This is a genomic window from Pseudomonas sp. HS6, assembly GCF_023375815.1.
Lineage (GTDB): Bacteria > Pseudomonadota > Gammaproteobacteria > Pseudomonadales > Pseudomonadaceae > Aquipseudomonas.
Window position 1 is genome coordinate 1,382,044 of the sequence record NZ_CP067412.1, and the last position, 15,966, is coordinate 1,398,009.

15 protein-coding genes are annotated in these 15,966 nt (G+C 58.8%); 11 read left to right on the forward strand and 4 right to left on the reverse strand.

Annotated elements, in window-relative coordinates:
* The first annotated feature begins 1 nt into the window (after position 1).
* The 6 genes from JJN09_RS06255 (at position 2) to JJN09_RS06280 (ending at position 4,992) form a co-directional block, all read left to right on the forward strand.
* Entirely contained in the window at positions 2-451 is a 450-nt protein-coding gene (locus tag JJN09_RS06255) for a hypothetical protein (protein WP_249486297.1), read from the forward strand.
* 1 nt (position 452) lies between these two features.
* On the forward strand, positions 453-1,028 hold the full coding sequence (locus tag JJN09_RS06260; RefSeq protein ID WP_249486298.1) for an adhesin: 576 nt from the start codon (positions 453-455) through the stop codon (positions 1,026-1,028).
* A 71-nt stretch (positions 1,029-1,099) separates the two neighbouring features.
* Positions 1,100-2,104 (forward strand): heme utilization protein, encoded by a 1,005-nt coding sequence (locus JJN09_RS06265; protein WP_249486299.1) that lies wholly within the window; start codon positions 1,100-1,102, stop codon positions 2,102-2,104.
* 63 nt (positions 2,105-2,167) lie between these two features.
* Positions 2,168-2,848 (forward strand): C39 family peptidase, encoded by a 681-nt coding sequence (locus JJN09_RS06270; RefSeq protein ID WP_249486300.1) that lies wholly within the window; start codon positions 2,168-2,170, stop codon positions 2,846-2,848.
* Between the two features lie 44 nt (positions 2,849-2,892).
* Positions 2,893-3,639 carry a hypothetical protein gene (locus JJN09_RS06275; protein ID WP_249486301.1) on the forward strand — a complete coding sequence of 249 codons (747 nt, stop codon included), beginning with the start codon at positions 2,893-2,895 and terminating at the stop codon, positions 3,637-3,639.
* 45 nt (positions 3,640-3,684) lie between these two features.
* Positions 3,685-4,992 (forward strand): hypothetical protein, encoded by a 1,308-nt coding sequence (locus JJN09_RS06280; RefSeq protein WP_249486302.1) that lies wholly within the window; start codon positions 3,685-3,687, stop codon positions 4,990-4,992.
* 95 nt (positions 4,993-5,087) lie between these two features.
* On the opposite strand, the gene JJN09_RS06285 is transcribed toward JJN09_RS06280, so the two are convergent.
* Positions 5,088-6,413 (reverse strand): sigma-54 dependent transcriptional regulator, encoded by a 1,326-nt coding sequence (locus tag JJN09_RS06285; RefSeq protein WP_249486303.1) that lies wholly within the window; start codon positions 6,411-6,413, stop codon positions 5,088-5,090.
* Between the two features lie 344 nt (positions 6,414-6,757).
* On the opposite strand from JJN09_RS06285, the gene JJN09_RS06290 reads away from it, so the two are divergent.
* The 3 genes from JJN09_RS06290 (at position 6,758) to nhaB (ending at position 10,177) form a co-directional block, all read left to right on the forward strand.
* Positions 6,758-7,024, forward strand: coding sequence for a hypothetical protein (locus JJN09_RS06290; RefSeq protein ID WP_249486304.1), 267 nt, complete (start codon positions 6,758-6,760; stop codon positions 7,022-7,024).
* 283 nt (positions 7,025-7,307) lie between these two features.
* Entirely contained in the window at positions 7,308-8,597 is a 1,290-nt protein-coding gene (locus tag JJN09_RS06295; protein ID WP_249486305.1) for a hypothetical protein, read from the forward strand.
* Positions 8,598-8,674: 77 nt separating this feature from the next.
* Positions 8,675-10,177 carry a sodium/proton antiporter NhaB gene (gene nhaB / locus JJN09_RS06300; RefSeq protein WP_249486306.1) on the forward strand — a complete coding sequence of 501 codons (1,503 nt, stop codon included), beginning with the start codon at positions 8,675-8,677 and terminating at the stop codon, positions 10,175-10,177.
* A 45-nt stretch (positions 10,178-10,222) separates the two neighbouring features.
* On the opposite strand, the gene JJN09_RS06305 is transcribed toward nhaB, so the two are convergent.
* The 3 genes from JJN09_RS06305 to gnd are packed head-to-tail and all read right to left on the reverse strand — an operon-like array spanning position 10,223 to position 13,529.
* Complete coding sequence (locus tag JJN09_RS06305) at positions 10,223-11,032, reverse strand: HAD family hydrolase (protein ID WP_249486307.1); 810 nt, start codon at positions 11,030-11,032, stop codon at positions 10,223-10,225.
* A complete protein-coding gene (gene zwf, locus JJN09_RS06310; protein WP_249486308.1) occupies positions 11,029-12,552 on the reverse strand; it encodes a glucose-6-phosphate dehydrogenase in 1,524 nt (507 codons plus the stop codon). The genes JJN09_RS06305 and zwf overlap by 4 nt, the downstream gene beginning before the upstream one ends.
* Positions 12,549-13,529, reverse strand: a complete 981-nt coding sequence (gnd, locus tag JJN09_RS06315) for a phosphogluconate dehydrogenase (NAD(+)-dependent, decarboxylating) (RefSeq protein WP_249486309.1) — start codon at positions 13,527-13,529, stop codon at positions 12,549-12,551. Before gnd ends, zwf begins: the two co-directional genes overlap by 4 nt.
* Before the next feature lie 272 nt (positions 13,530-13,801).
* Here gnd and JJN09_RS06320 point away from each other — a divergent pair, with 272 nt between their 5' ends.
* A complete protein-coding gene (locus tag JJN09_RS06320) occupies positions 13,802-13,984 on the forward strand; it encodes a DUF6026 family protein (protein WP_249486310.1) in 183 nt (60 codons plus the stop codon).
* 214 nt (positions 13,985-14,198) lie between these two features.
* A complete protein-coding gene (locus tag JJN09_RS06325) occupies positions 14,199-15,947 on the forward strand; it encodes a phosphoethanolamine transferase CptA (RefSeq protein ID WP_249486311.1) in 1,749 nt (582 codons plus the stop codon).
* Positions 15,948-15,966 lie beyond the last annotated feature (19 nt).

The following is a 15,966-nucleotide window of genomic DNA, read 5'->3' on the forward strand; positions in this document are numbered from 1 at the left end:
CGTGGGAAATATCAATAAAACCTTCACCTGCCTTCTGCTGATCGGATCAGCAGCCAGCACATTCCTCAGTTTCAACGTTCAGGCCGAGGGCAATGGCGTGATCGTGCTCAGCCGCGACGTTCAACCAATTCCAATCGGACGCAGCGCTTTCGGCAAAGACCCCTACCCGACCACCGTGAATGCCAACCCTTCCGGTCGCATTGACCAGGCAATGAACAGCACTGAACTCAATGACGGTGACTTTGCAAGTGTAGCGAGTGGCTCATCCATTCGCGGCAACATCGGCGTCGACTCCAGTCTGCCCGGCATGAACGTCCTGACCAATCCAAACGGCCTACCCGGCATGAGCGCAGGACACGGCGGCGGTGGGGGCGGCACGATTTCCAACACCATCAATCGCTCCCTCAGCACCGGTCTGGCTCCTCTGACTCGCATGGCCGGAGGCCAATAAGATGAATCGTTCCCTGCTCCTGCTTGCGCTGCTTGGCTGCACCAGCGTCATGGCCGCCGATCCGAGCGCCGTGGACAGTGCCAACATTCAGAACTCCGGCGTGCAGTACAACGGCAACTTCAACGTCAACCAGGCCGCCGGCGACCAGCAACAACAGACCAACGTCAAGTCGATAGCCATCGGCACGTCGGCCAGCGCCACCACCACCATTCACCAGAAACTCGATACCCCCGCCGACCGCTCGATCAACGCGAGCTCCTCCATCGGCGGTACCTCATTCAGTAACGGCAACGGCGCACTGGGCGTGAACCAGGGCTCCGGGGCCAACAACCAGATGGCCAACGCCATGCGCATCAGCATCAGTGCTGCGCCGCAGAGCGTTGACGATAGCGCCCTTTCGCAACAGAACGTGGCGTTGTTACCGAGCTCAGGAGCAACTGGTACCTCACCCGGCAGTCGCCAGGTCACGACAAGTGATCAGGCCTTCACCGGCAGCCGAGGGGTAATCCAGGTGAACCAGAGTGCCGGGGTGGGGAACCGAATGGCTAACACCCTGAGCATCCGGGTCGCTGACTGACCCAAACAAGAAGCAGTGCAATTAGAAAGTACCAACACTTAACCAACTAATAAGCACGACGGAGAAACACCATGAAAACTACAATGGCTCTGAAACCACTGGTTTTCGCTCTTGCTGCAGTAATGGCAATGGCGGCTCAAGCAGGCGGCAATGATCATGGTAACAATGGCGGTCACGGTCACCAGCCTCCTCCACCAAAAGGCCCAACCCTCGAAGAACTGCTGCAAATCGGCGCAGGTGCCGGTGCTGCCGTACTCGATGTGCAAAATAACGCCGATAACACCGTCCTGAACCAAGGTACCCAAAACAACGCTGCCATCAGTGGCTCGCTCAATGGTGCCAACGGCAACATCGGCGCAAACAACGTTGCTGGCGACGGCAACCAACAAGACAACGCTGCTGCCCTGGCAACCGCTGACGAAAGCTTCATCTTCGGTTCTGCGGTGTCCGCTTCCAGTGCAACCCAGGTCAACTCCAACAACGGTGTTTCAAACTACTCCAGCACTGCCAATGCCAGCCTGAACAACGTCGGCAACAGCGGCTCGGGTAACATCGGCGTCAACAACGCCGCCGGCAACTTCAACCAACAGAAAAACAACCTGGCAATCGCTGTGTCCGGTGGTCGTGTAGCGCAGGCCGCTGCCGCCGCCAACCAAAGCACCACCGGTCTGGGAGTTGCTAACAACGGCACTGCGACCTACAAAAAAGATACGCTTACTGGCACATTTACCGCAGGCGGCGCATTCGTGGCTGCAGGCACTGCGACCACCAAAGATGACGATCATGGTCACGGCGGTGGCGGTTATGGCAACAACGACAAAGGCCATGGCGGTAACGGCGGTGGCAAAGATCAGAAATCTGATTTCGTCGCCGTGGGTGTCTTCGGTCTGGCTGGTGTGACCACTCAACAAGTGATGACCCCAGACGGCTGGAAAAACCCTGTCACCAACAACGCCAACATGACCAACGTAGGCAACAACTGGTCGGGTAACGGTGGCTTCAACAACGCTGCTGGCGCTGGCAACCAACAAAGCAACTCGCTGTCCATCGCTGCAGGTTGCAAAGCCTGCATGTAATCGCGATCGAAACGAAAGCCCCGGAAACGGGGCTTTTCCTCAGTCCGCAAAGGCGTATCGATCATGCGTAAGACTGCCCTCCTCGCTCTGCTTTGCCTGTCCGGCCTGACTCAGGCTGCCCAGATGCCCGTGGCTGCCCTGCCCGGTGGCGTACTGGTCTACAAGAACGTGCAAAGCATTCGTGAACGCAAGTTTTCCGACATCGTCGAACAAAAAACCGATTTCAGCTGCGGCGCCGCCGCACTGGCCACGGTACTGCGCCAGGCTTATTGGCTCGACGTCGATGAGGAGCACATCATCAAAGGCATGCTGGTCAACGCTGACCAGGACCTTGTCCGTACTCAAGGTTTTTCCATGCTGGACATGAAGCGCTACATAGAAAGCATCGGCATGCGCGCCAGGGGCTACAAGATTCCACCGGAAAAACTCGACGCGGTCACTATCCCGGTGGTGGTACTGATGGAAATTCGCGGCTACAAGCATTTCGTCGTGCTGCAGCGGTCGGACAAGGATTGGGTTTACATCGGAGACCCGGTTCTCGGCCATAAGCGCTACAAACATGACGACTTTGTCAAAGGTTGGAACGGCATCGTCTTTGCCATCGTCGGCCCCGGATACGACAAGACCAATGCACTACGCAGTCCTCCGGCACCGCTGACCGCCAAGAACAAGCTGGATAACTTCAACCCCGTCAAAGATGCTGAATTGATGGACTTCGGGTTCATACAGAGCGACTTCTTTTAATCGCCGATTATAAAGAATGGGGCTGGATGTCCCGGGAGCAGCAGATGAAAACCTCATACTGGCTGGCCGCCGCCTGCCTGGCAGCGAGTGCGTCAGGCTATGCCAATGCAGGATTCAAACCCATCGAAATCCAGGATTCGGAGCTGTCACAGCTTCGCGGTCGTTACGTCATGCCGGGGCGGATCATCAGCTTCGGTATTGTCATGAGCAGTACTTGGCGCAACGCCAGCGGTGACCTGATCGGGGCTGCGACCTCGATGCAATTGCAGGCTGCAACGATAAAACCCGAATTCTATGTCTCGACCATCAAGGAAACCGGCAACGGCAGCACCCCGCAAACGGGCACCGGTTCGGTCATTGGTGGCGCAGGCCTCAACAGTTCCCAGGGCGTGACGCAAAGCGTGCGCGCTGCCGGCGACGGCAATACGGCTTACAACAACGTTGCGATCAACGTTTCTGAATCCAACCAGGCACCGGCGTTGGTACCGACCCAAGGGCAAGCCTTGATGGCCGGACAAACAATCTCCGGCAGTAACGCCGCCGGCAGCGTCGCGGTTTCCGCCACTGGCGGAGGCGTGCAAATGGCCATCCAGGCCGCAGGCAATCAGGGCACGGCCCTGCAACAAGTAGCCCAAGGGGGGCTTCTGCAAAACACTCGTTTGATGGGTAATGCGAACGTAGTCAACAACCTGACACAACTCAACGTTGTTCTTAACAATAACGGCATGAGCGCCGGCGCACTGGACTGCAACCTGACTCAACTCAGGGCACTACGCAATATCGGATATTGAACTACGCTGAGTCTCGATCATTGGGCTTAAAGGGACGGCTTATTCATGTATCGATCAGTACCACTGCGTGCCGCTTTATGTTTGAGTACTCTTCTACCCGCAGCGATGCTGCAAGCAGCACCCGATGCGGATGTGGAGACCCTGAAACAGGAACTTCTGGAGCTTAAGCAACGATACGAAGTGCAACAAAAAGCCCTGGCGGTGCTCGAGCAACGGGTTCGCCAGGTCGAAGATCAACCCGCTTCCCCACCACCGAAACGTCTGGCCAAGTCGCCAGCCGACATGAAAGGCAATCCGAAGGTGGCCACCGGCACCGGGGCCGCAGCAGCGTCGGGGGGCGCCGCCGGGGGCAGTGGTGCTTCTTACGGCCAGTCACTGGCTGACGATTCGCAACCGGCACAGAGCGTGTCAAACCTGTATGACGAGGCCAGCGGCTTCTTTGGCGGCGGCAAGTTCAGCTTCGAAACCGGCGTAACCTATTCGCGTTACGACACCCGTCAGCTGATTCTCAACGGCTTCCTGGCACTGGACTCGATCTTTCTGGGCAACATCAACCTCGACCGGATCAAGGCCGACACCTGGACCCTCGACCTGACGGGCCGCTACAACTTCGATAACCGCTGGCAGTTCGACGTGAACGTGCCGGTTGTGTATCGCGATTCGACTTATCAGTCGGGCGGCGGCAACCAAGGTGCGGCGAACGTCACCACCGAACAGGATGTCACCCGGGATCCGACCATTGGCGACGTCAACTTCGGCATCGCCTACAAGTTCCTGGACGAATCAGCCAACACCCCGGATGCCGTGGTCACCCTGCGGGTGAAAGCGCCTACCGGCAAAGACCCGTTCGGTATCAAGCTGCGCAAGACCGACGACAACAGCAACCTGTTCGTACCTGACACCCTGCCCACCGGCAACGGTGTCTGGTCGGTCACGCCGGGAATCTCGCTGGTCAAGACGTTTGATCCCGCTGTGCTGTTCGGCAGCCTGTCTTATACCCACAACCTCGAGGAATCGTTTGATGACATCAGTTCTGATGTCAACCAGAAGACTCCAGGCAAGGTTCGTATCGGCGACAGCTTCCAGATCGGCGCAGGCATAGCCTTCGCACTCAACGAAAAAATGAGTATGTCGTTCTCGGTGTCTGACCTTGTACAACGCAAGAGCAAGCTGAAACAGGATGGCGGGGATTGGCAATCGGTGGTGTCCAGTGACGCCAACGCCGGTTACTTCAACGTCGGCATGACCATCGCGGCCACCGACAACCTGACCATCGTGCCCAACCTGTCCATCGGCATGACCGACGATGCCCCGGACTTTTCCTTCAGCCTGAAATTCCCGTACTACTTCTGACCTGCCACACCATGAACGCAACATCATAAAAAGGCCCGCTGCGACTTGCATCGCGGCGGGCCTTTTCAGCTTCTTGCCGGAAGAAGCACCGCGCCCTAGCGGATCTGGTGTTTGTGCAGCAAGCGGTAGAACGTCGGCCGAGAAACCCCCAACACTTTGGCGGCAACGCTGAGGTTGTCACTGTGCCGATTCAGTACATCGCACAACGCCTGGCGTTCGGCGCGGGTCTTGTAGTCTTCGAGGGTCCCCATCGGCGTGGCAATCGACTGCTGGCTGATCAGCCCCAAGTCACGGGCCTCGATCTGCCGCCCTTCTGCCAGCACCAGTCCCCGGCGTACGCGGTTGGCCAGTTCACGGACGTTACCCGGCCAGTCGTGCTTGCCCATGGCGATCAAGGCGTCCTCGCTGAAACTACGTGGACGACGGCCAGTTTCGTGGCTGTAGAAATGGGAAAAGTGGTTGGCCAGCATCGACAGGTCGCCGTGGCGCTCACGCAGCGGCGCGGTCATGACTTGCAGCACATTCAGCCGGTAGTACAAGTCCTCACGGAAGCGCTTCTTTTCGATCGCCGCTTCAAGATCGACGTGGGTTGCCGCCAATACCCGGACATCTACCGGGATCGGCTGGCTGCCGCCCACTCGTTCGATATGTTTTTCCTGGAGGAAGCGCAGCAGGTTGGCTTGCAGCTCCAGCGGCAGGTCACCGATTTCATCGAGAAACAATGTGCCGCCGTTTGCCGCCTCGATGCGCCCGACCTTGCGTTGATGGGCGCCGGTAAACGCACCTTTTTCATGACCGAACAGCTCGGACTGGATCAAGTGCTCGGGAATCGCCCCGCAGTTGATCGCCACGAACGGTTTGCTGTGCCGTTGCGATTGTCGATGCAAGGTCCGTGCGACCAATTCTTTACCGGTGCCGCTTTCACCACGAATCAGCACTGGCGACTCGGTGGGTGCGAGTTTGCTCAACAGTTTGCGCAGCTCGCGGATCGGTTTGCTGTCGCCCAGCAGCTCGTGTTCCGGCTGGTCTACATGAATTGTGCCCTGACCACGCAGGCGCGCCATGCCGAACGCCCGGCCAAGGGTGACCTGGACCCGCGACACGTCGAACGGTAAGGTATGAAAATCGAAAAACCATTCGCAGACGAAGTCCCCTACGTTCTGCAGGCGCAACACTTCCTGATTCAGCACGGCGATCCACTCGGTGCCGCTGCGGCTGATCAGTTCCTTGACCGCCTCCGGTCGTTCCAGGTGAAAAGGCTGCAAGCGCAGCAGGCCGACATCGCAACTGCGGTCGGCGGCATTTTCCAGGCTGCAACTGTCGACATCCCAGCCTACCGCACGCAAACCGGGCAACAATCGGTGACAGTCGTCACAAGGGTCGACTACCAATAAACGTCGTAACGCAGGCGCTTCGCTCATGACTGTTCCTTGGCGCCAAATTATAGGAAATGATTGTAAAAACAGTCATTTGGCAGACCTGGCTGTAACATTAGCAAGAATTTGACGGCGCCTTGTATCGATTGCTTATAGGTGTACAAGTGAAGCAGTTATAAGAACCCGCTTTATTAGTTAGCTATCGACTTGAATCTTTCACCAGCCTTTCAAAACCTCTCGCCATATTGATTGTATGAAAGAAAGTCGAAATTTCTTCAAATCCTGTGTGACCCGTCGGTGGGTTGCGTGCATCAGTACAAGTAACTCGCCGAACGGTAAGCCCAACCGACGGCACATCACTTGATTGGGCACTATAGAGAGAAGACCCCATGACCGCCCCGCTCCGTATCAACGAAGCTCTTTTGATTGCCAACCGCGCATTTAAACCTTTTCAGTGCGTGGCCTGGGCCCCACAAGACGGTAACGGCGAACTGAGCCTGACCGTTATCGACCGCACCAATTCGCAGATTGGCCGCACCCGCATTCCAAGCAGCGCCTATTCCGATCCGGCGCAACTTGAGTACCTGTTGCAACAGGCACGTGCTGAACTGAGTGATGAAGGCTATACGCTGCAATCCTGGTCGATGGCACACTGATTCGAGGGCATTGCGGATGACTTTTCGAGTCATCCGCCCTCTTCTGTTAGTTGCTGAATCTTTTTTAACTTCGTCCTCTTTGTACAACTTCCCCCAACACTTTCGCGCCTGAATGCTTGGCAGGCTTGCGAGTGGTTCCAAAAGACACTGTTCTGGCACAGTACGACCCTCCACCTGTTAGTTCTGTCAGTTGTACTTGTGGGTATACAGGGATTGAATGTTTCGCTCATGCAGTTGCCGACCCGCCTTCCGGGTATTGGTCAACTCGCAAGGAGAAGCATGCATGTCAACGCAGACCGCTATTGCGCTCCCGACGCTAGCGAATAACGCCGGACAACTCGACAAGGCATTTGCCAATAACGGCGTGGCTCAGGTTTATTTTGCCGGCAGTACGTCCAGCCTGACTCAACACGTAGCGCTCGATCCGCAAGGTCGAATCCTGATTGCCGCCAAAATCGGCACTCCTCAAGGCAGCCGTTTCGGCCTGGCGCGTCTACTGGATGATGGCTCGGCAGATCTCGGCTTCGGCTTTCAGGGCAGCGTGATCGGCCAGTTTGCCTCTGGCTTCGAAGCTACAGGCAGCAAGGTTCAGGTCTTGCCTGACGGGCGAATCCTGCTGGCAGGCCTGCATTACGAATCCGAACACCGCACCCTGCCCGCACTGGCACTGTTTGATGCGCACGGCCGACCGGAGCCGGACTTCGGCGACAGCGGCCGGAAAATAGTGCGCTTGCCGGGCGACCTGTCTCTGGGCACTCGCGACACATGGCTGCCCCCGGGAGTCCCTGGAGCCGAGGCCTGTGATTTCGCAGTCCAGGACGATGGACATATCCTGCTGATTGCCAACCACCACTGCTCATTGGCCGACCACGTCGGCATGCTGATTCGTGTCACACCCGTCGGTAATCTCGACCAATCCTTCAACGGTCGAGGTTTTGTGATGGTCCGGCACTTGTTGCTCAACACTTGGCTTGGCGGTTTGCTGCTGCAAGAGGACGGGCGAATTGTCGTGGCCGGCGCGATCGACTTCCCCCAGGAAGGCCTGCTCGCACGTTACCTGCCGAATGGACAGCTCGACGAACGCTTTGCTCTGGACGGTTTCTTGGCCTTCAAGGCTCAGGGCCACAGCGCGCTGGTCAACCAGGTCATCGAATCTGCGGATCGTCTGCATTGCTTTGGCAGCAGCCGGGACCCGATCCGGTGCATGGCACTGTCCGTCCACCGTAACGGTCGCCACGACTTGCATTGCAACAACGGTCAACCCAACTTGCTGGATATAGGCCCCAGCGGCTGTCAGTGGAGTGCCGCGCAACGCATGGCGGACGGGCGACTCATCGCGGCGGGTGCAACAATTGGCGGGGTAGAGGCCGATTTCATAGTCGCCCGCTATCAGGCCGATGGCCGTCTCGACCAAAGCTTCGGCGCCGGCCAGGGCTGGCTGCGTACGCGACTTGGCCGCAGCCTCGACACCGCCACATCGCTGGCAGTGCAACCAGAAGGTGGAATTCTGGTCGGCGGCTATTCATTGGATGGCAACTACCGCGCCGTGGTGGCACGCTATCTGAATCAATAAAAGCCAAACCGATACCGCACTTGATCTTGCTCAACGCTTACGGCAACTTGCGCGCTTCTTAAAGCAAGGAGCAACCGATGTCCGGTTCGATGGCCCAGGCGTTCGCGCACAATTTTCTCGGGCATTCGCCCCGCTGGTACAAGGCGTGCATCGTCGGGTTCCTGATTCTCAACGCCGTGGTGCTGTGGTCGGCAGGTCCTGTCGCTGCAGGTTGGCTGTTGGTGATCGAATTCATTTTCACGCTGGCCATGGCCCTCAAGTGCTACCCGCTGATGCCCGGCGGCTTGCTGTTGATCGAAGCCCTGTTGTTGAAGATGACCACGCCCCAGGCGCTGTACGAAGAGTTGCAGCACAACTTCCCGGTAATTCTGCTGCTGATGTTCATGGTCGCCGGCATCTACTTCATGAAGGATCTGCTGCTGTTTCTGTTCTCGCGCCTGCTGCTGGGCGTGCGCTCGAAGATGCTGCTGGCGTTGATGTTCTGCTTTTTGTCGGCGTTTCTTTCGGCGTTTCTCGACGCACTGACTGTGACCGCCGTGATCATCAGCGCCGCCGTCGGTTTCTATTCGGTCTATCACCGAGTGGCCTCTGGCAACGATCCGCGTCAGGACAGCGAATTCAGCGACGATCAGCATTTGCCAAAGCTGCATCACGAGGATCTGGAGCAATTCCGCGCCTTCCTGCGCAGCTTGCTGATGCATGGCGCCGTCGGCACCGCGCTCGGTGGCGTCTGCACACTGGTTGGCGAGCCGCAGAACCTGCTGATCGGCCATGAGATGGGTTGGCATTTCGCCGAGTTTTTCCTCAAGGTCGCGCCGGTTTCCCTGCCGGTGCTGGTGGCTGGTCTGTTGACCTGCATGCTGCTGGAGAAGCTGCGCTGGTTCGGCTACGGCACCTTGCTGCCGGACAACGTCCGCGCGGTACTCGCCAACTACGCCGCCGAGGACAACGCCGAACGCACGCCTCGCCAGCGTGCCGCGCTGTTGGTGCAGGGCGCCGCCGCATTGATCCTGATTGCCGGGCTGGCGTTCCATATCGCTGAAGTCGGCTTGATCGGCCTGATGGTCATTGTGCTGATCACCGCGTTTACCGGCATCACCGATGAACATCGTCTGGGCAGCGCCTTCAAGGACGCCATGCCCTTCACCGCGTTGCTGGTGGTGTTTTTTGCCGTTGTGGCGGTAATCCACGATCAGCAATTGTTCGCGCCATTGATCCAGTGGGTGCTGGCATTGCCCGCCGAGCAGCAACCGGGGATGTTGTTCATCGCTAACGGTCTGTTGTCGGCAATCAGTGACAACGTGTTCGTGGCGACGATCTACATCACCGAAGTGAAACAGGCATTCCTGGCCGGCCACATGAGCCGTGAACACTTCGAGACGCTGGCCATCGCCATCAACACCGGCACCAACCTGCCAAGCGTGGCGACGCCCAATGGTCAGGCTGCGTTCCTGTTTCTGCTGACGTCGGCGATTGCGCCGCTGGTGCGCTTGTCCTACGGGCGAATGGTGTGGATGGCATTGCCCTACACCGTAGTGATGGGTTTGCTGGGCTGGTATGCCGTGAGTTACTGGCTGTAGAAACAACAACGGGAGCCCCTGGGCTCCCGTTTTTTTATGCGTCGATCAACGCGGCAAAATGTAATTTTCGATGGCCTGCGCCACACCGTCCTCGGTATTAGGCCCAGTCACCACGTCCGCCTGACACTTCACTGAGTCTTCTGCCTGCCCCATGGCGATCGACAGACCGGCGACATGGAACATCGCCGGGTCGTTGCCGCCGTCGCCAATCGCTGCAGTCTGCGCCAACGGAACGCCCAGATGGGTAGCAATGGTTGTCAGAGCCGCGCCCTTGTTGGCCTCCAGCGCCGTCACGTCCAGATACACCGGCTGCGAACGCGAGACCTGCGCCATGCCCTCGACCTTCGCCAACAAACGTGCCTCGAGTTCGACCAACAGTTCGGTGTCGTTGCTGGTCGCCACGATCTTGTCGATGCGCTCCAGATACGGCTCGAAACTCTCGACCACCACCGGCGGATAACCGAGGCCGTGCTGCTCGCGCGGGACCATCGGCCCGTGCGGGTCCTTGAGCAGCCAGTCGCCACCACTGAACACCCAGATCTCGACATCCGGCTGATCGGCGAACAGCGCCAGTGCCGTCAGTGCAGCCGTGGCCGGCAGGTAATGTGCGACCAGAATGCTGCCGTCCGGGTTGACGATCGTGCCACCGTTGAACGCCGCAGTCGGCAGATCGACGCCCAGGGCTTCGATCTGCTGCAACATGGCTTTGGGTGGACGCCCCGTAGCGAGGCTGAACAGCACGCCCGCCTCACGCAGCGAACGCACCGCGTCGAGGGTGCGCTGACTCAGGCTGTGATCGGGCAGCAACAGCGTGCCGTCCATGTCACTCAACAGAAAACGGATCGGCTCACTCATCCGAGACCATGCCAGACGCGACCATCGCGAGTCAGTAAATCATCGGCAGCCTGAGGCCCGTCTTCGCCCGCAGCATAACTTTGCACGCTCGCGTCCTGTTGCCAGGCATCGAGGAACGGTTGCACCGCACGCCAGCCGTTCTCAATGTTGTCAGCACGCTGAAACAACGTCTGGTCACCGGTCAGGCAGTCGTAGATCAAGGTTTCGTAGCCGGTGGACGGCTGCATTTCGAAGAAATCCTTGTAGGCAAAACCCAGTTCGATATTGGCCATGTTCAGCGCCGGCCCCGGCCGCTTGGCCAGCAGGTCGAACCACATGCCTTCGTTGGGCTGGATCTGGATGCGCAGATAGGTCGGCTGCAATTCGTCGACCTCGGTGTCACGGAACTGCGCATACGGTGCCGGTTTGAAGCAGATGACGATCTCGGTGTCGCGCACGCTCATGCGCTTGCCGGTGCGCAGGTAAAACGGCACGCCGACCCAGCGCCAGTTGTCGATCATCACCTTGAGCGCCACGTAGGTTTCGGTGCTGCTCTCGGGCGAGACGTTGGCCTCTTCGCGATAGCCGGCCAGAGGCTTGCCATCGATTTCGCCGGCGCTGTACTGGCCGCGTACCGAGTTGGCTCGCGCTTCTTCGGTGGTCCACGGACGGATCGCACCGACCACCTTGGCCTTTTCGCCCCGCACCGCATCGGCGCCGAACGCGGCCGGTGGCTCCATCGCCACCATCGCCAGCAACTGGAACAGGTGATTGGGCACCATGTCCCGCAAGGCGCCGGTGTGTTCGTAGAAACTGCCACGGGTCTCGACGCCGACGGTTTCGGCGGCGGTGATCTGCACGTGGTCGATGTAGTGATTGTTCCAGAACGCTTCGAACAGGCTGTTGGAGAACCGGCTGACCAGAATGTTCTGCACGGTTTCCTTGCCCAGATAGTGATCGATCCGGTAGATCTGCTTTTCCGACATCACCTTGAGCAGGCAGGCGTTCAACGCCTCGGCGGTCTGCAGGTCGGAGCCGAACGGTTTTTCGATCACCACCCTTCTGAAGGCTTCGGGGGTTTCTTCCAGCAAACCGGCGCTGCCGAGGCGGCGCACCACTTCGCTGAAAAAACGCGGCGCGGTGGCCAGGTAGAACACCGCATTGCCGGTACCGCTGTCGGCGATTTTCGCCGCCAGCGCGGAATAAGTGCTGTCGTCCAGAAAGTCGCCCTGGACGTAGCTGATACCGTTGGCGAGCTTGGCCCACAAGGTCGGATCAAGAATCTGATCGCCCTTGCCGACCTTCGCCGCCACTTCGGTGCGGATGAAGTCTTCGAGCTTCCTGGCGAAAGCTTCATCCGTGATGGCGTTGTGGTCAACGCCGACGATCCGCAGGCCATCATCCAGCAGGCCGTCGCGACTCAGGTTATACAGCGCCGGCATGAGCAGGCGCTTGACCAGATCACCGTGGGCGCCGAACAGAAACAGCGTGGTCGGTGGCGCGGGTTCTGCCTTGGATTTCCTGCGGATCGTATGGGTCATTTCTTAGGCGTCTCCACGTGGCCACCGAAGCCGAAGCGCTGGGCCGAAAGAATCTTGTCGCCGAAAGTGCCCTGGCCGCGGGAGCGGTAGCGCGAGAACAGCGAGTTGGACAGCACCGGGACCGGCACCGCTTGTTCCATCGCAGCTTCGATGGTCCATTGACCTTCGCCGCTGTCAGCCACGGAGCCCGAGAAACCGTCAAGTTTCGGGTCGCTGGCCAGGGCGTCGGCGGTCAGGTCGAGCAACCACGACGACACCACACTGCCACGACGCCAGACTTCAGCGATGTCAGCCACATTCAGATCGAAACGCTGATCTTCCGGCAGGCGTTCGCTGGACTTGGTCTTGAGGATGTCGAAGCCTTCAGCGAAGGCAGCCATCATGCCGTACTCGATACCGTTGTGGATCATCTTCACGAAGTGACCGGCACCGGCAGGGCCGGCGTGAATGTAGCCGTGCTCGGCACGGTGGTCATCGGACTTGCGGTCCTTGGTGCGCGGGATGTCGCCCATGCCCGGGGCCAGCGCTGCGAACAGCGGGTCCAGACGTTGAACGGTCTCGGCATCGCCGCCTATCATCATGCAGTAGCCGCGTTCCAGGCCCCAAACGCCGCCGGAGGTGCCGACGTCGATGTAGTGCAGGCCTTTTTCGGCCAGGGTCTTGGCCCGGCGGATGTCGTCCTTATAGTTGGTGTTGCCACCGTCAATGATGGTGTCGCCAGTCTCGAGCAGATTGCTCAGGGTTTCGATGGTGTCTTCGGTCGGTGCGCCGGCCGGCAGCATGACCCACACGGCACGCGGCTTGGCCAGGCCTGCAACCAGCGCAGGCAGATCGGCGACGCCGGTAGAGCCCTCGGCGGCCAGGGTGTCGACAAAGGCGGTATTGCGGTCGTAAACAACGGTGGTGTGACCGTTGAGCATCAGACGCCGTGCAATATTGCCGCCCATGCGGCCCAGTCCAATAATCCCGAGTTGCATGTGCTGATGCTCCTTACTACAAATAAAAGTGTGTCAAAGGTTATAGCCCAACGCTCTCATGGAGGTTAGTCCAGAGCGTCGGTGTGAAGTTTCCGGGCATTGTGCCCGATCCAGACTGATAACGTCGGGAAACGTGCCGAAGACACAACGACCATGAAAAATAAAAAAGTTCCAATCACGAGCAAAAGAAACCAAAATCGGCGCCGATAGCAGGTCAAGGCTCGAAACCGGGGCTGATCTGCAGTTGAGACACGCCATTTGCGAGGTGAGCAATGGGCACAGTACACACAGCAATGCCGCCACAAACCCTGTATGTCACGATCCGTCGCGATGAATTGCGTCAGTTGAAAGACGAACGCGACCAGCTGAAACAGGAACTGGCGCAACTGCGCCTGATGACCCAGGGCCTTGAGCCGCAGCCTCTGCCCCGCGTACTGCGTTCCCCCCAAGCCTGACTGCCCGCCTGTTTCGGGGACGGCTGCCCTGCCGTTCCCGACATGATTCGCCCTACGCCATTTTCGGCAACTAACAAAGTTTTCACATTCGCTTGTTGATACTCCGGCCCATTCTGCCGTGCGTGTCCGCGCGTGGCTTCCGTTCGTCGGTTTTCATGCTCTCGTTTCATGAAGTGCCCCGACGGTGACAATGGTGACTGAGTTGGAGCGCTGAATGGCATTGTTCAAACGCAGCAAAACTGCTGCGGCAGGTTTTGACTGGGCCGGGTTCATCTGGCTGTTTGTTTTCTTCTGGTACTTCTCCGGTATCACTCAGCTGCTGATCCAGCTGACCGGCACCTCCGGCTTCACCGGTTTCCGCCAGGCGTTCGTGATGAGCGCGGTGTGGCTGGCGCCGATGCTGCTGTTCCCCAAACGCACCCGTTTGCTCGCCGCTCTGATCGGTGTGGTGTTGTGGGCGTGCTCGATGGCCAGCCTGGGTTATTTCTTCATCTATCAGCAGGAGTTCTCCCAGAGCGTCATCTTCATCATGTTCGAGTCGAACGTGTCTGAAGCCGGCGAGTACATGACTCAGTATTTCGCCTGGTGGATGGTTCCTGCGTTCCTCGCTCACACCGCGTTCGCCTACTTCCTGTGGACCCGCCTGCGCCCGGTCTACATGCCGCGTGGCCGGGCCTTCGTCGCAGCCATGGCGATTCTGATCGCGGTGGTCGGTTATCCGCTGATCAAACAGACCCAGCGCACCGGCAGCTTCGCCGGCGGTTTCGAGAAATTCGAAACCCGCATCGAACCCGCCGTGCCTTGGCAAATGGCCGTGGCCTATCACCGTTATCTCGAAACCCTGGGCGAAATGCAGGGCATGTTAGACAGCGCGAGCAAGATCCCACCGCTGCACAACCTCAAGGACGCTGGCGCCAATCAGCCTGCGACCCTGGTGTTGGTGATCGGCGAGTCGACCAACCGTCAGCGCATGAGCCTTTATGGCTATCAGCGCAAGACCACGCCGGAGCTGGACAAGCTCAAGGATCAACTCTCGGTCTTCGATAACGTCGTCACCCCACGCCCGTACACCATCGAGGCGCTGCAACAGGTGTTGACCTTCGCCGACGAAGAGAACCCGGATCTGTACCTGTCCACGCCGTCGCTGGTCAGCATGATGAAACAGGCCGGCTACAAGACGTTCTGGATCACCAACCAGCAGACCATGACCAAGCGCAACACCATGCTCACGACCTTCTCCGAACAGGCCGACGAGCAGGTGTATCTGAACAATAACCGCAACCAGAACGCCGCGCAGTACGACGGCGACGTGATCGACCCGTTCAACAAGGCCTTGACCGATCCGGCACCGCGCAAGCTGATCGTCGTGCATCTGCTCGGTACGCACATGAGCTACCAGTACCGTTATCCGCCGACCTTCGACAAGTTCCAGGACCGCAGCGGCGTGCCGGCCGGCGTGCGTGACGACCAGGTACCGACCTACAACAGCTATGACAATGCGGTGCTGTATAACGACTTCGTGGTGTCGAGCCTGATCAAGGACTACGCCAAGTCTGATCCGAACGGCTTCCTGCTGTACCTCTCCGACCATGGTGAAGACGTGTTCGACTCGGCGGGCCACAACACCCTGGGCCGTAACGAAAACAAACCGACCGCGCCGATGTACACCATTCCGTTCATGGCCTGGGCATCGCCGAAGTGGCGTGAAAACCACGACTGGAGTTTCGCCGCAGACTTGAGCCGGCCTTACAGCAGTGCTCACCTGATCCACACCTGGGCGGATCTGGCCGGTTTGAGCTTCGATGAGCTGGACCGCAGCAAAAGCATCGTCAGCGACAGCTTCAAACAGCGTCCGTTGCTGATCGGCAACCCTTACGAACGCGAGCAGCGAGCCTTGATCGACTTCAGCCTGATGAAGCCGAAAAAGCCCGACGACGCACCGAAGGAAGTGGTCAAGCAATAACCTGAAAAGGGCCGGAAAC

Bases quoted from the DNA above. Each gene is read 5' to 3' on its own strand.
- JJN09_RS06320 (WP_249486310.1), top strand. From the start codon at position 13,802: ATGGGCACAGTACACACAGCAATGCCGCCACAAACCCTGTATGTCACG.
- JJN09_RS06285 (WP_249486303.1), bottom strand. From the start codon at position 6,413: ATGAGCGAAGCGCCTGCGTTACGACGTTTATTGGTAGTCGACCCTTGT.
- nhaB (WP_249486306.1), top strand. From the start codon at position 8,675: ATGTCCGGTTCGATGGCCCAGGCGTTCGCGCACAATTTTCTCGGGCAT.
- JJN09_RS06280 (WP_249486302.1), top strand. From the start codon at position 3,685: ATGTATCGATCAGTACCACTGCGTGCCGCTTTATGTTTGAGTACTCTT.
- JJN09_RS06290 (WP_249486304.1), top strand. From the start codon at position 6,758: ATGACCGCCCCGCTCCGTATCAACGAAGCTCTTTTGATTGCCAACCGC.
- JJN09_RS06265 (WP_249486299.1), top strand. From the start codon at position 1,100: ATGAAAACTACAATGGCTCTGAAACCACTGGTTTTCGCTCTTGCTGCA.
- JJN09_RS06325 (WP_249486311.1), top strand. From the start codon at position 14,199: ATGGCATTGTTCAAACGCAGCAAAACTGCTGCGGCAGGTTTTGACTGG.
- JJN09_RS06295 (WP_249486305.1), top strand. From the start codon at position 7,308: ATGTCAACGCAGACCGCTATTGCGCTCCCGACGCTAGCGAATAACGCC.
- JJN09_RS06270 (WP_249486300.1), top strand. From the start codon at position 2,168: ATGCGTAAGACTGCCCTCCTCGCTCTGCTTTGCCTGTCCGGCCTGACT.
- gnd (WP_249486309.1), bottom strand. From the start codon at position 13,529: ATGCAACTCGGGATTATTGGACTGGGCCGCATGGGCGGCAATATTGCA.
- JJN09_RS06275 (WP_249486301.1), top strand. From the start codon at position 2,893: ATGAAAACCTCATACTGGCTGGCCGCCGCCTGCCTGGCAGCGAGTGCG.
- zwf (WP_249486308.1), bottom strand. From the start codon at position 12,552: ATGACCCATACGATCCGCAGGAAATCCAAGGCAGAACCCGCGCCACCG.
- JJN09_RS06260 (WP_249486298.1), top strand. From the start codon at position 453: ATGAATCGTTCCCTGCTCCTGCTTGCGCTGCTTGGCTGCACCAGCGTC.
- JJN09_RS06305 (WP_249486307.1), bottom strand. From the start codon at position 11,032: ATGAGTGAGCCGATCCGTTTTCTGTTGAGTGACATGGACGGCACGCTG.